9 protein-coding genes are annotated in these 15,159 nt (G+C 68.5%); 3 read left to right on the top strand and 6 right to left on the bottom strand.

Annotation, left to right across the window (positions count from 1 at the left end; genetic code table 11):
* Positions 1-18: 18 nt before the first annotated feature.
* Both LRP66_RS05770 and LRP66_RS05765 read right to left on the bottom strand, forming a co-directional pair.
* Positions 19-960, bottom strand: a complete 942-nt coding sequence (locus tag LRP66_RS05770) for a cell wall hydrolase (RefSeq protein WP_230481561.1) — start codon at positions 958-960, stop codon at positions 19-21.
* A gap of 105 nt (positions 961-1,065) precedes the next feature.
* On the bottom strand, positions 1,066-3,495 hold the full coding sequence (locus LRP66_RS05765; RefSeq protein WP_230481560.1) for a TonB-dependent receptor: 2,430 nt from the start codon (positions 3,493-3,495) through the stop codon (positions 1,066-1,068).
* A gap of 175 nt (positions 3,496-3,670) precedes the next feature.
* On the opposite strand from LRP66_RS05765, the gene LRP66_RS05760 reads away from it, so the two are divergent.
* The gene (locus LRP66_RS05760; protein WP_230481559.1) at positions 3,671-5,341 is read left to right on the top strand and encodes an alkaline phosphatase D family protein; all 1,671 of its coding nucleotides are present in this window, start codon (positions 3,671-3,673) and stop codon (positions 5,339-5,341) included.
* A gap of 20 nt (positions 5,342-5,361) precedes the next feature.
* Here the strand turns inward: LRP66_RS05760 and LRP66_RS05755 are convergent, their stop codons facing one another.
* Positions 5,362-6,111, bottom strand: a complete 750-nt coding sequence (locus tag LRP66_RS05755; protein WP_230481558.1) for a virulence factor — start codon at positions 6,109-6,111, stop codon at positions 5,362-5,364.
* 188 nt (positions 6,112-6,299) lie between these two features.
* Between LRP66_RS05755 and LRP66_RS05750 the strand changes: the two genes are divergently transcribed.
* On the top strand, positions 6,300-9,617 hold the full coding sequence (locus LRP66_RS05750; protein WP_230481557.1) for a glycosyltransferase: 3,318 nt from the start codon (positions 6,300-6,302) through the stop codon (positions 9,615-9,617).
* A 171-nt stretch (positions 9,618-9,788) separates the two neighbouring features.
* Here the strand turns inward: LRP66_RS05750 and LRP66_RS05745 are convergent, their stop codons facing one another.
* From LRP66_RS05745 to LRP66_RS05735, 3 genes are read right to left on the bottom strand one after another with little or no spacing between them, the layout of a single operon-like run.
* On the bottom strand, positions 9,789-11,132 hold the full coding sequence (locus tag LRP66_RS05745; RefSeq protein WP_230481556.1) for a sensor histidine kinase: 1,344 nt from the start codon (positions 11,130-11,132) through the stop codon (positions 9,789-9,791).
* Positions 11,133-11,140: 8 nt separating this feature from the next.
* A complete protein-coding gene (locus LRP66_RS05740; protein ID WP_230481555.1) occupies positions 11,141-11,830 on the bottom strand; it encodes a winged helix-turn-helix domain-containing protein in 690 nt (229 codons plus the stop codon).
* Positions 11,799-12,227, bottom strand: coding sequence for a hypothetical protein (locus LRP66_RS05735; RefSeq protein ID WP_230481554.1), 429 nt, complete (start codon positions 12,225-12,227; stop codon positions 11,799-11,801). Before LRP66_RS05735 ends, LRP66_RS05740 begins: the two co-directional genes overlap by 32 nt.
* Before the next feature lie 337 nt (positions 12,228-12,564).
* Between LRP66_RS05735 and mprF the strand changes: the two genes are divergently transcribed.
* Positions 12,565-15,147, top strand: coding sequence for a bifunctional lysylphosphatidylglycerol flippase/synthetase MprF (mprF, locus tag LRP66_RS05730; protein WP_443026662.1), 2,583 nt, complete (start codon positions 12,565-12,567; stop codon positions 15,145-15,147).
* The last annotated feature ends 12 nt before the right edge of the window (positions 15,148-15,159 follow it).

Raw genomic sequence — 15,159 nt, 5'->3', positions numbered from 1 at the left:
CGCCGGGATGACGATCGTTCAGCTCGGATCGCGTTCCTCGCTCACCGCTACCTCGGTCGGAGCGTGGGAAAACCCATTGCGGTGGATACGAACGCCGGCCGTCGTGACCGGGACGCTGGCCGCGACCGCCGCGACGGGCTTGGCGACGGTGTCGCGCGGATCGCCGCGATGGATGGTCACGCCCCCCATTGTCTCGAGCCCTTCGAGGGGCGTGCTGGCCAGTGTGGCGGGGGCGGGAGCGGGGATGCTGGGTTCGATCCCGGCATAGTCCTGGCGGAAGGAGAGGTCGCGTTCGAGTGCGCCCTTCCAGCGATAGAAGATATGGCTGCCGATCGCGCCGATCCGGTTGAGGCTTGGCGCCCACCAGGGCAGCACGTAATTGGCATGGTAGAAGGTCGCGGCGCCGACGGGCGCATAGACCAGCCCTGCCAGTGCGGCCTGCGCCACGGCGGCGGCGCGGGCCCAGGCGGCGGGCTCGCGCGGGTGGAGCATCGATCCGTCGCAGGTGAAGCTGAACTGGCAGCCGGTCGAGCGTTTGGAGCCTTGGTAGACGACGCCGCAGATGCTCTTGGGAAAGGCGCGGTCGCGAACGCGGTTGAGCACGACCTGGGCCACGGCGCGCTGTCCATCGACCGATTCCGATCGCGCCTCGTAATAGACCGCGGCGGTCAGGCAGTCGGCGGCGCGGGCGGCGTCCTCGGCGCTGTGGGCGATCCCGGTGAAGGCGGGGGCCGCGGCCATCTCGATCGGGGTGTTGGCCGCCAGCGTTTCGGGCAGGTCGCTTTCGGGCACGTCGAGCGCGAGTTGGCGCAGCAGCGTCCGCGCGGTCGGCGATGGCACGTCGAGGGTCAGGTGCGCGGGCGGATGCCGCGACGGCGTGCACGAGGTGGCGACCGCCAGAGCCGCCACCGCAAGCATCCAGCGCAGCACGTCACTCCCGATCCAAGCCCGTTGCCTCATGACGGCGCTTTACGGGGTGGGGGGTTAGGAAGCGGTTAAGTCACCGAATTCGGGCCGGATCGACATGATCTCCCCTCTCCCCTCGAAAGGGGCGAGGGGAGAAATTCAAAACCGCGCGCCCACTTCCACGCCGTAGAAGCGGGGCTCGCCCGCGATATAGGTCGGTGCGCTGAAGGTGCCGCCGGTGTTGCCCGCGTCGATCAGATAGCGCTTGTTGGTCAGGTTGCGTGCGAAGCCGCCGACATGGAAGCGGCTGTCCGCGCCGAACTCCACCCCGGCGCGCAGGTTGACCAGCGTATATCCGCCCTGCGAGATCGCCTCGCTGTTGGGCAGTTCGAAATACACCTTGGAGCGATAGGTGGCGCTCGGCGTGGCATAGAAGGTCGCGGACGATCCGACCGGCACGCGAAGGGTCGCGCCGCCCGAGGCGGTGGTATCGGGCTGGAGCCGGAAGCGATTGCCCGCGAACACGCCGTTCGCCGGATCGTCGGCGATGCCGCCATCGATATAGGCGAAGGTCCCGAACAGGCTGAGCCAGCGATGGACGGCCCAATTGGCCTCCAGCTCGACGCCGATATTGTTCGCCGAGCCCGCACTGCGGGTCACCGTGCGGCCGTTTTCGAAGGCGGTGACCTGAAACCCCTTATAGCGTTGATAGAAGACCGAGGCCGCGCCGCTCAACGCGCCGATCCGCCCCTTGATGCCGCCTTCGTAGTTCCAGACATCCTCCTGCGGCACGATCTGGAGCCGGGGGATGGCGCCCGAATTGGCGACGGTCAGCGGCACGATCCGTTGCGCGTCGAGCTGGACGACCGGCGAACGGCGGCCCTTGCTGACCGTCGCATAGAGGTTGAAGTCGCCGCCAAGTCGATAGAGCGCGTTGAAGCGCGGCAGGATCGCGGCATAGCTGCGCTGCGCCTCATACACCTGGCCCTTGGTATTCGCGGCGCCGAGCAGGCTGGTGAACAGTCCGGCGGCGGCGAGCAGGCGGCTGTCGGGCATCACGCTGCTATATCCCGAGCGGCGATCCTCGATCAGGACGCGGGCCCCGGCGGTCAGCTCCAGCGCGGGGTCGGGAATCCACGTCGCATCGGCGAACATGGAGTAGGTATTGTTGCGCCCGAAATTGGTGAAGCTGGCGCTATAGGGCATGACGGTCGCCGTGCCGCGCGACAGGATCGCGGTCGCGCGCGCGCCGAGGATGGTGCCGTTCGGCGCGACGCAGGCCGTACCGGTCGGCAGTCCCACCGAGCCCAGCAACTGGCGCACCGGCGCGAAATCGGCGGCGGTGGAGCAGGCGAGATAGGTGCCTTCCTCGGTCGAGAAGGGCACGCGCTGCTGCCCGTTCTCGAAAAAGGCGTTCCAGCCGATCGAGGCGCGGTAATGCGCGCCATCGAAGGCGAAGCGGCTTTCATGGCTCCACTGGTCGCCCTTGGCGTCCTCGCCGAACTCCAGATACCAGGCGGGGCCGCCATCGGCGTCGAAGATCTCGAGCGCGTCGAAGCGGCGATAGCCGTTGACGGTGGTGAAGGTGACGCCCGGCGCGACATCCACCGCGACCGTCAGGTTCGCGTCATAGACGTTGCGCGTCAGCCCCAGCTTGCGCCGCCCCAGCACGTCGGCCGAGAAGGGCGAGCCCGACAATTCGACATAGCCGTAATCGCCGGTCTGCCCGCCGGTGGGGGCGAAGACGCGGCTCTTGAACGCGGTGCCCGGATTGCGCTGTCCGTCATAGGTCAGGACGAGGTCGGCGGTGACCGAACCATTGGGACGCCAGCGCACCGAGCCGCGCACGCCGCGCTGGTCCTGTCCGTTGAGGTCATCCTGATCGACGCGCCCCTGATCCTGGTTGGGGACGTTCGGATCGCCCGCTATGTTGCGGACATAGCCGTCGCGATATTTGTAGGCGAAGGCGATCCGCCCGGCCAGCGTCTCGTTGCCCGCGTTCAGATACCCCGAGACCTGGGTGCGGTCGAAATTGCCGTAGGAGGCGATGAGGCCACCCTCGGTTCCGGCCTTTGGCCTGGCGGAGACGATGCTGATCGCGCCGACTGCGGCGGCGGTGCCGAACAGCGTCGCCTGAGGGCCCTTCACCACCTCGATCCGCTCGATATCGTACAGGTCCTGATAGGCGCCGCGCGTCCGGCTGATATCGATGCCGTTATAATAGAGCGTCACCCTCGCGCCCTGCTGCGCCGAGCCCGAGTCCGAGGTGATGCCGCGGATGACGAAGCCCGGATTGTTGGCGCTCTGCTCCTGGATCTGGAGGCCGGGGATATATTGGGCGACCTCGGACAGCGAATTGACGCCCAGATTGGCCATCCGTGCGCCGGAGACGGCGCTGACCGTGACGGGTACGTCCTCGATCCGTTGCTCGCGCTTCTGCGCGGTGACGATCACCTCGTCCTGCGTGTCGTCGCGGACATCGTCCTGCGGCTGGATCATGGCCTGCGCGGTGGCCGCCTGCGTCAAGGCGATCGGCGACAGGCTCGCCAAAAGCACGGCCAGCGTCGTGCGGCGCACGGTCGAATTCATCTTGTCCCCCGATTAATACCCCGATGACCGTCGCTTAGGCGAAAGGGATTACCGGTCGGTGTCCGGCGTGCGGCGGATTTGTGACGATCGGCGCGGGTGTCGCCGAACCGTCATCCCGCCGCCATTTCGCTGTCGCGTGCGGGCTTTAGCGGTCCGTGGCGAAAGGATTCCGATGATGACGAAGATCAACCGCCGCCGCGCCATGGCTCTGATGGGAAGCGGTGCGACGCTCGGCCTGCCCGCAACGATCGCCGAGGCGGCGGCGCCAGCGGCCCGCTTCGCGCATGGCGTCGCCAGCGGGGATCCCGCGCCCGATGGTGCCATATTGTGGACCCGCGCGACCCCGGCGGAGGGGCAGGGGGGCGATGTCGCGCTGACCTGGCACGTCGCGCCGATGGAGCCGGGCGAGGCGGTCGGGCTGCGGACCGGGCGCGTGACGGCGCGGGCCGCGCGCGACTTCACCGCCAAGGTCGAGGTGACGGGGCTGCGGCCCGGCCGCGACTATCGCTACTGGTTCGAGACGGCGGCGGGCCAGCGTTCGCCCGAGGGGCGGTTCCGTACCCTGCCGCGCGGGCGGGTCGAGGACGTGGTGCTGGCGGTCGTGTCGTGCCAGCTTTATCCGGGCGGACTGTTCAACGCCTATGATGCGATCGCGCGGTCCGAGCGGCTCGATGCGGTGCTGCATCTCGGCGATTACATCTACGAATATGGCGCGGACGGCTATGGCGGCGAGATCGGCCGCAAGCTCGGCCGTCTGCCCGAGCCGACGCACGAGATCCTGTCGCTCGCCGATTATCGCGCGCGCCATGCGCAGGTGAAGCGTGACCCCGACATGCAGGCCGCGCACGCGCGCGCCGCCTTCATCTGCGTGTGGGACGACCATGAGGTGGCCAATGACGACTGGATCGGCGGCGCGGAAAACCATGATCCCCGGACGGAGGGCGACTGGGGCAAGCGCAAGGCGGCGGCGATGCAGGCCTATTTCGAATGGATGCCGATCCGCGACCCCCGGCCCGGCCAGCCCTGGGCGGCGATCAACCGCAGCTTCGATTTCGGCGATCTCGCGACGCTGGTGATGTTGGAGACGAGGCTGCTCGCACGGTCGAAGCAGGTGACGGCCAAGGGCGAGGTGCCCGAGCCTTCCGAATATGCCACGATGATGGCCGAACGGGCGCGCCCGGATCGCGAGCTGCTGGGCACGAACCAGCTCGGCTGGATCGAGCGCACCCTGTCCGCCTCGGTCGCCGCCGGACGGCCCTGGCAGGTGATCGGCAATCAGGTGGTGATGGCGCGCGTCGACGGCCCCGATCTGGAGAAACAGATGGGGGCGGATGGCTACGCCGCGCTGGTCGTCCCGCTGCCGAGCGCGATCCGGGCGCAGCTTGCGGCGGCGCAGCAATCCTATCGCGCGGGCCTGCCGATGAATTTCGATAGCTGGGATGGCTATCCCGCCGCGCGCGAGCGGCTCTATGCGGCGTTCCGGCGCGCGGGCAGTCGCCCTGTCGTCGTGTCGGGGGACAGCCATGCCGCCTGGGCGAACGACCTGTATGACGGTACGGGCGCGCTGGTCGCGGCCGAGTTCGGCGCGACCGCGATCACCAGCCCGTCCTGGGGCGCGCTGTTCCCCGGCATCGGGCGTCAGATCGCCGAGGCGAATGCGAAGGTCGTCCGCTTCTGCGATCAGGATGCGAAGGGCTATCTGCACCTGACGCTGACCCGCGACGCCGCGACGGCGCGATTCATGACGGTGTCGACCGTGATGGCCAAACCCTATGCGCAGGCCTGTGTCGCGACGTGGCGGACGCGCGCGGGCGCAACCGCGCCGATCGAGACCGTCGGCGCCTGACCCGCACCTGGCCTCCTCCGTCAGCGTATCGGGGCGGGGGAGGGGCGGGCGCGCACGGCGGCCAGGATGTGCGCGTTCAGCGCGGCGTCGTCATGGTTCAGATAATGGCCGCCGGGCATGGCGACGACATGCGCGTTGGGCAGTTTGAGGAGCGGGCACAGGCTGTCGCGCTCCTCGACGCCGTAGATGCAGGTCAGCGGCAGCCAGTCGAGCCTGTTGGCGGTAGAGGCGGCAATGCTGTCGGGGCGGCCCATATAGGCGATGCCCGACGGGTCGGAGCGGAAATAGGCGGTCTTGCCCGGCACCACGAGGATCAGTGACGACACCTGCGCGCGCAGATCGGCGGGAAGCCGCGCCAGCCCGGTCTGCAGCATGTCCGCGCCGTAGGATTGGCCCAGCAAGACCAGTCGCCGGTCGCCCGCTTCGCTCGCGGCGCGGCGGATCAGGTCGGCGATCAGCGCATCGACCTGCTCGCGCGTCCGGCGCTTGCGGAACAGGACCGGCGAATTGACGCCGAGAACCGCGATGCCATGCTGGCCGAGATCGCGTGCGACCACCCCGCTCATGCCGTAGCGAAGCCCCATGTCGCCCGAGAGCGACAGGACCAGGATCGGCTGGGGACGCCCCGCCGCGGGATAGCGGGTAAACGGGTCGCGGTCGAAATAACTTCCGGAATAGAGAAGGATAGACGCGGCTCCGACGAGCAGTAGCAACGCCGCGCCAAGGTAACGGCCACGATGGCGACGAAGATGGGCCAGTCGATCGGACATGCCCTTTCCTAATCCCGGCGTCTGGCCGCTGTCACCCGTGGATGTGACACCGATAGCGGTCATGAAAAATCTGTAATGTTATGATCACCCGCTCTATGCGCCCGATCTGTCATCGGCGAAAAAGACAAGGACATGAGACGGCTGGTGGCCGCCGCATGGCCGATGACCAGCCGCGAGGAATGCCGTCCGTGACCAACCCGATCTTCTTTGACCCCACCGGTCGTCGTGGCGCCTGGGCGCGACGCGGCGTCGGGGTGCTGATCGTGGCGGTGGTGATCGCGGCGATCGCCTTTGCCACGACGCTGGTCGCGGTGCCCAATTCGGGCGTGCTGCCGCTGCCCTTCGCACGGCGCCAGGCGATGACGCTGGAGCCGACCGCGCAGCTCAAGGGGCGGCGGGGCGAATGGCTGCCGCGCAAGGCGGTCGAGCAGGAACATACCCCGCTGACCATCGCCTTCTATACGCCGGGCAATGATTCCGCGCTGGCCTCGGTCCATGCGCATATGGGGCAGATCGACTGGCTGGTCCCCTCGCTGATGAACGTCGCGGGGCCCCGCGCGCAATTGCAGATCAGCAACGATCCCAAGCTCGCCAGCCTGTTGGCGCGTGCCGCCAAGCCGCCGCGCCTGTTGCCCATGGTCCAGAATCTGGGGGCGGACGAATGGGACGGCCAGGCGATCGCGCGGATCATCGCCGATCCGGCCGCGTCGGAGAAGCTGGCGTCGCAACTCGGGCAGTCGGTCACCGTCAACCGCCAGTCGGGGCTGGTCATCGATTTCGAGAACCTGCCCGCCAGCGCGATGGCGCGCTATCCGCGCCTGTTGCAGCGGATCAAGGCGCATCTGCCCAAGGGGGCGGTGCTGGCCGTGACCGTGCCCGCCGAGGATGAGGCGTGGCAGTTGAAGCCGATCGCGCGCGTCGTCGACCGGGTCATCCTGATGGCCTATGACGAGCATTGGCAGTCGGGCACGCCCGGCCCGATCGCGTCGCAGCCCTGGTTCCTCCAGAACAGCGAGAAGGCGCTTCGCGAAGTGGGCCGCGACAAGCTGATCGTCGCGCTGGGCAGCTATGCCTATGACTGGACGACCAAGACCAGCGGCCCGCCCGAACCCGCCGACGCCAAGTCGATCGAGGAAGCGTGGCTGATGGCGCATGACAGCCAGGCGAAGGTCAGCTTCGACCCCGCCAGCGGCAATGCGGGCTTCGCCTATGACGAGGGTGGCGAGCATCACACCGTCTGGATGCTCGACGCGGCCAGCAGCTGGAACCAGCTCCAGGCGCTCAAGCGGCTGGGCATCGACGATGTCGCCTTCTGGCAGCTGGGCAGCGAGGATCCCGGGCTGTGGGCCGACTTCGCCGCCTTCCGCAGCACGGCGCGCGGCGTCATCCCCCGGCTGGGCACGATCACCTCGCCGCTCAATACCGATGTCGAGGGGCCGGGCGAGATCCTGCGCATCACCGCACAGCCGACCGAAGGCCGCCGGACGGTGCAGTATGACAAGGATGCGATCATCCGGAACGAGACCTACCAGGCCTTTCCGACGCCCTATGTCGTGCAGCGTGCCGGTGCGCTCCCCAAGACGATCGCGTTGACCTTCGACGATGGGCCGGACGCCGAATGGACGCCCAAGATCCTCGACGTGCTGGAGCGCGAGCATGTCCCCGCCACCTTCTTCGTCATCGGGGAGAATGCGCTCCAGCATCCACAGCTCCTGCGCCGGATCGTCGCGGACGGCAGCGAGATCGGCAATCACAGCTATACCCATCCCAATATGGCGACGACGGGCGAGCGGACGATCAAGCTGGAGCTGAACGCCACCAAGCGGCTGATCCAGGCCTATACCGGGCGCTCGACGACGCTGTTCCGCGCGCCCTATTTCGGGGACGCCGAGCCGACCACGGCGGACGAGATCGGACCCGCGCTGATCGCGCAGAACCTGGGCTACACGGTGGTCGGGCTGCACGTCGATCCCAACGACTGGCAGACGCCGGGCACCGACAAGATCGTGCATGAGGTGATCGAGCAGGTCCACGGCGCGACGCCCGACAATTCGGCGAACGTCGTCCTGCTGCACGACGGCGGCGGCAACCGCGAGCAGACGGTCGAGGCCCTGCCGCGCATCATCGATACGCTGCGTGCCGAGGGGTATCGCTTCGTCGCCGCCTCGCAACTTGTCGGGGTCAGCCGCGATCAGGCGATGCCGCTGGTCGAGGGCAAGGATCTGTTGGCGGTGCGGACCGACGTCGCGATCTTCGTCATCCTGGCGACGCTGTCGGCGGCGTTGGCCTGGCTCTTCTACCTCGCCATCGCGCTCGGCATCGCGCGGGCGGTGGTGATGGCGGGGCTGGCCTGGTTCCAGGGCCGCCGGTCGAAGCCGGTGCCGCCCGAATATACACCCAGCGTCTCGGTCATCATCCCCGCCTTCAACGAGGAGCGGGTGATCGCCCAGTCGGTCGCGCGGGTGCTGGCAAGCGACTATCCGGGGCTTCAGGTCATCGTCGTCGACGACGGATCGAAGGACCGGACCAGCGCGGTGGTCGGCGAGGCCTTTGCCGGTGAACCGCGCGTCCGCCTGCTGACCCTGCCCAACGGCGGCAAGGCGGCGGCGCTCAATCGCGCGCTGCGTGACGCGACCGGTGAGGTCGTGATCGCGCTCGACGCCGATACCCAGTTCGAGCCGGAGACGATCACCAAGCTCGCCCGCTGGTTCGCCGATCCCGGGCTTGGCGCGGTGGCGGGCGATGCGCGGGTGGGCAACCGGGTCAATCTGGTCACACGCTGGCAGGCGGTCGAATATATCACCGCGCAGAATCTCGAGCGGCGCGCGCTGGCGGGCTTCGACGCGATGACGGTGGTGCCCGGCGCGGTGGGTGCTTGGCGTCGCGCCGCGCTCGACGCGGTCGGCGGCTATCCCGAGGATACGCTGGCCGAGGATCAGGATCTGACCATCGCGATCCAGCGGGCGGGCTGGCGCGTCACCTACGATCCGCGCGCCGTCGCCTGGACCGAAGCGCCCGAGACCTTCCGCGCGCTGGCCAAGCAGCGCTATCGCTGGGCGTTCGGGACGTTGCAGTGCCTCTGGAAGCACCGCGCCGTGCTGCGCACCGGGCGGCCCAAGGGTCTGGCGCGGGTCGGCCTGCCGCAGGCGTGGCTGTTCCAGATCCTGTTCGCCGCGATCTCCCCGCTGATCGACCTGTCGCTGATCCTGTCGATCATCGGCACCTCGGTCCGCGTCGCGCAGCATGGCTGGGCGCAGACGCATACCGACGTGTTCCAGATGGCGGCCTATTGGATCGTATTCACCTCGGTCGACGTGCTGTGCGGGTGGATGGCGTATCGGCTGGACGGCAACCGGGTGCGCTACCCCGCGCATCTGCTGGTCGCGCAGCGGCTGGTCTATCGCCAGATCATGTACTGGGTCGTGCTCCGCGCGATCAGCTCGGCGATCGGCGGGTGGATCGTCGGCTGGGGCAAGCTCGAGCGGACGGGCAATGTGGGGGCGTAAGCCCTGGATCCTCCGGGTGGTGGAGGGGCGGGGTTCTTGCCCCTCCACCATCCTTCGGATGGTCCCCCTCCCCAAGCATAGCTTGGGGAGGAATGGGGCTCTTAAATTCCTCCCCATCTCCGATGGGGAGGGGGACCGCTGGACGCAGTCCGGTGGTGGAGGGGCCTTCGCTCAGACCGAACGGGTCTCGGGGGCGAGCGTCATCCGCACGACCAGCCCCGGCGCATGGTCCCCGAGCGACAGCGACCCGCCATGCAGATGCGCCACCGCGCTGGCGAGCGACAGGCCCAGCCCCGCACCGCTCTCGGTCCGCGCGGCGTCCAGTCGCCCGAACCGCTTGAGCGCCTCTTCGCGCCGCTCGGGCGGAATGCCGGGGCCGTCGTCGGCGACGACGACAGCCGGGCCGGGCTCGACCCGCACGGTGATGGCCCCCGCGCCATATTTGAGCGCATTGTCGATCAGATTGGCGATCGCCTGCCCCAGCAATTCGCGGTGAACCGTTGCGACGAGCGTCTCGGGGCCCTCGGCAAGGATGGTCATGCCGCGATCCTCGGCAAGCGGCTCGAACATGTCGGCGACGTCGCGGATCATCTCGGCCAGATCGGCCTGGACGAAGGCGTCGCGGCCCAGCCCGGCCTCGGCCCGGCTGATACGCAACGCGGTGTCGAGCATGGCGAGCAGCCTGTCGCCCTCGTCCAGCGCGCGCGCGACCGCGATCCGGGCATTCTCGTCCCGGCACTCGGCCATCGCCCGGTCGAGCGTGGAGCGAAGCCGGGTGAGGGGTGAGCGCAGGTCGTGTGCGAGGCCGTCGGTCGCGACCTTGAGCTCGGTCATCAGCAGCGCGATCCGGTCGAGCATCGCGTTGACCGCCTGCGCCAGCGCGTCGAAGGCGTCGTCGCCGCCATTGGGCACGACCCGGCGCGACAGGTCGCCGCCCGCAACGGCATGCGCGGTGGCGACGGTGCCCTCCAGCCGGGCTTCGATCATCCGCGCCGCGGCCCAGGCGGCGAGCGCGGCGAGGACGATCGCCGCCGCCATGCCGACCGCCATCGCCTCTTCCATCGCCAGCGCGACGCGCAGTTCGCTTTCCACCACGCGTCCCGCCAGAAGCCGCGATCCGTCGGGCAGGCGGATCGCGGTCACCCGCATCCGCTCGGGCTGCGAATGACCGATGCGGAATATCTCGATCGTCGCGGCACCGGGGGCGGGGACATTGGGGGGCCAGTCGGCGATATTGCCCGCGACGAAACGCCCACGCGCATCGGTCAGCAGGATGACCGATTGCGGCAGCCGATCGGTGTTCAGCCGCCGGTCGACCGCCGCGCGCACCGCCGCCTGGCCACCGCTGACCCACACACCCGACAATTCGTCACGCAAGTCGCTCGCCGCATCCTCCGCCTGCGCCGCGATTTCGCTGCGGGTCAGGTGGCGGACCATGCCGACCATGACGCCCGCCCCGACCAACTGAAGCGCAAAGACCAGTAACGCGAAGCGCAGCGTGGTCGAGCGGAGCATGGCGGGCGCTATTTCTCGACGCCCAGCTTGTAGCCCGAACCGCGAACCGTATGGAGAAGCGGGCGGGCAAAGCCTTCATCGATCTTCTTGCGCAGGCGGCTGATATGCACGTCGGTGACGTTGGTGTTGGGGTCGAAATGGAAATCCCACACCCCCTCCAGCAACATGGTGCGGGTCACGACCTGATCGACATGCTGTAGCAGATATTCGAGTAGTCGATATTCGCGCGGCTGCAGGTCGATCGGCTTGCCCGCACGCCGTACCCGGTGCGCGAGCAGGTCCATCTCCAGATCGTCGCACACCAGCTTGGTCTGCACCGCGGCGCCCGTCGTGCCGCCCCGCCGGATCAGCAGCCGAACCCGCGCCAGCAGTTCGGCGAAGACGAAGGGCTTGGTCAGGTAATCGTCGGAGCCCGAGGTCAGCCCCGCGACCCGGTCCTCGGGCGAGGACAGGGCGGACAGGATCAGCACGGGCGAATCGATCCCGGCGGCGCGGATCGCGGCGAGCACCGACATGCCGTCCATGCCGGGCAGCATCCGGTCGAGAATGATGCAGTCATAGGTGCCGTCGGTCGCGTGGAACAGGCCGTCGCGTCCGTTCGCGGCATGATCGATCAGGAATCCCTCTTCCCGCAACCCGTTGGCGATATAGTCCGCCGTCGAGCGATCATCTTCGATCAGCAATATCCTGTTGGCCACGAAGTCCTCCCGACCCGCTTCTTAGCAGCGTGATCGTGATGAGGCCATGGTCGCGCGCGACGCGCAGCCGGACGGGGGAATCGCCGCCGCGCGCCGCTTCCTCGCGCAGCAGGGAGAGGGAGGTGGCGGGCCGGTCGTCGATCGCGAGGACGGTGTCGCCGACCTGGAGTGGCGGCTTGGTTCCGGCGGAAGCGTCATCGGCCACGTAGCTGCGCACGCTGGTCACGACCAGCCCCGGCCGATCCTCGCCAGCGGGCGCGAAGGTCGCGCCATAGAGCATCGACGGCGCGCGCGTGCCCGCATGGAGCGGCATATGCCCGACGAGCAGCGCGACCACCGCGCCACCCGTCAGTGCGGCGAGCCCCGCGCTCCAGCCGACGATGCGAAGCCCCTTCACCGGCGCACCGATCCCGGCACGCCCGCTGCGCGCGATGCGGCGACGGCGGTCACGACGGTGATGGCCTGGTAGGCGGCGGGCATGAACTTTCCTTTCACCATCACCTTTTAGGCAGAGGCACCTGAGCGAAGGGTGGGCGAAGCATGACGCTTCTGTCATCAAGGCGGCACCGACCCGGATGACGAACTTGTCATGCCGCCGTAAGGCGGGGAGGGCGCCGCCGGTTCTATGCCGCGCTACGCCACCGCCAAGTAACGGTAATAACGAACAGGGTGCGCGTGAGCGGGGATATGATGACGGCTAATCCGGCCATGACGGTCGTGACAGGTTACAGGGCGTGACGGAGGCGTCGCGTCCCGTGGCGATGCTCGAACGGCTGGCCGCCTATGCGAAGGCCCGGCGCGGTTATCTGGCGGTCGGCGCGGTCGTTCTGCTGGTCGCGCTCGGCCTGTCGGCGCTGCACCACCTGACTCGCCAGATACGCCTGGCCGATGTCCGATCCGCCTTCTACGCGATCGATCCGCATCAGATCGCGCTGTCGATCGCACTGACCATCGCCAGCTATATCGCGCTGACCTTCTACGACGTGATCGCGCTGCGCGTGATCGGGCGTCCCCTGCGCTGGCGCACCGCCGCCATGGCCTCCTTCACCAGCTACACGCTCAGCCACAATCTGGGACTGGCGCTGCTGACCGGCGGGTCGGCGCGCTACCGCGTCTATGCCGCGGCGGGGCTGGACGGACCCGACATCGCGCGCGTCATCGCGATCGCCAGCGCGACCTTCTGGTTCGGGGTGTTCACCGTCACCGGGCTGGGCCTGCTGTTCCATGACGGGCCGATCACCGTCGAGGCACTGGTTCTGGATCAGGCCGTCGTCCGCTGGCTGGGCGGTGCGGTGGTGGCGGTGGCGCTGCTGCTCATCCTGCTGTGCGCGCTGCGGCCCGGACGCCGGGTGGGTTGGCGTGCGTGGAGCGTGCCCCTGCCGACCGCGACGCAGGCCTTGGCACAGGGCGGCATCGCGACGCTCGATCTCACCTGCGCCAGCGCCGCGCTCTTCGTGCTGTTGCCGGGCGCCGCGCCCGACCTGCTCCCCGCCTTCATCCTCGCCTATGCGATGGCGATCATCGTCGCGCTGGTCAGCCATGTGCCCGGCGGCATCGGGGTGTTCGAGGCGGTGGTGCTGGCGACCGTGCCCGCCAACCGGACCGAGCTGTTCGCCGCGCTGATCGCCTACCGTGTCCTTTACTATCTGATCCCGCTGGCCTTCGGCATCGCGCTGCTGGCATGGGACGAGGCACGGCGGCGGCCGGTCAAGGCGCTGCGCGACATCAGGCGGGTGATGCTGGGGATCGCGCCGACGCTGCTCAGCGCGGCCTGTTTCGGCGGTGGCGCGATCCTGCTGCTGTCGGGATCGCTGCCCGCCATTCCGCAGCGCGTCCATCAACTCGTCCATATCGTGCCGCTGCCCTTCATCGAGGCATCGCATTTCGCCGCCAGCCTGGTCGGCACCGGCCTGCTGCTGCTCGCGCCGGGGCTCTATCGACGGCTGGACGGGGCGAGCCTGGCGGCGCGCGCGCTGCTCGTCGCGGGGGCGGTGTTCTCGCTGGCAAAGGGTATCGACTATGAGGAGGCGGCGGTCTGCCTGAGCATCGCGTTGTTCCTGCAGATGAGCCGACGCGCCTTTTATCGTCGCACGTCGCTCGTCGCGCGGCCGCTCTCGCCCGCCTGGCTGTTCAGCGTGGCGGTGGTGATCGTCGGCACCGGCTGGATCGGCTTCTTCGCCTATAAGCATGTCGATTATCAGGAATCGCTCTGGTGGCGGTTCGCACTGTCGGACGATGCCTCGCGCTTTCTTCGCGCCGGATTGGGTGTGGCCGTCATGCTCGCGGCGGCGGGCGTCTGGCGGCTGTTCCTCGCCGCGCCGCCGGGCGAGGCCGATCACCCGGCGATGGCGCAGGTCCTGTCGATCGTGGAACAGGCCGAGCGGACCGATGCCGCACTGGCGCTGCTCGGCGACAAGCGCTTCCTGTTCTCGCCCGAGGGCGACGCCTTCGTGATGTACCAGGTGCGCGGCACCAGCTGGATCGCGATGGGCGATCCGGTCGGCCCGCGTGCCGCCTGGGCCGACCTGCTGTGGCAGCTCCGCACGCTGGCCGATGCGGCGCAGGGGCGGTTGCTGCTCTACCAGATCACCCCCGACGCGCTGGAGATCGCGATCGAGATGGGGTTGCAGATCATCAAATATGGCGAGGAGGCGCTGATCGACCTGGCCGGTTTCGCGCTGGAGGGCGGGCGTATGCGCGGGCTTCGCCAGACGCTCAACCGGTTCCGCACGCGCGAGAATGCGAGTTTCGCGATCATCCCGGCCGCGCAGGTGCCGTCGCTGTTGCCCGAGCTGAAGTCGGTATCCGACGACTGGCTGGCGGCCAAGGGGCATGGCGAGAAGGGGTTCAGCCTGGGGCGGTTCGATCCCGACTATCTCGCGCTGACCGATTGCGCGATCGTGCGGGTCGAGGGGCGGATCGTCGCCTTCGCCAATATCTGGAAGGCGGGGGACAAGCGCGAGCTGTCCGTCGACCTGATGCGGCATGTCGAGGACGCGCCCGGCGGGGTCATGGACTATCTGTTCGTCGAGCTGATGCTGTGGGGACAGGCGGAGGGCTATGCCCGCTTCGCACTGGGCCTCGCGCCGTTGTCCGGGGTCGTCGGGCGGCGGATGGCGCCGACCTGGGCCAAGGTCGCGGCGCTGGTCTTCCGGCATGGCGAGCGCTTCTACGGCTTTCGCGGGTTGCGCGCCTACAAGGAGAAGTTCCAGCCCGAATGGGCGCCGCGCTATATCGCGGGCCCGCGCGGACTGGGGCTGGTCAAGGCGCTGCGCGACCTGAACGCCCTGATCGCCGATGGCGGAGAGGCCGACTGATCCTCCCCGGCA

This window comes from Sphingomonas sp. Leaf21 (genome assembly GCF_916858675.1).
Taxonomy (GTDB): Bacteria; Pseudomonadota; Alphaproteobacteria; order Sphingomonadales; family Sphingomonadaceae; genus Sphingomonas.
This window is presented reverse-complemented; position numbering and strand designations above follow the sequence as displayed.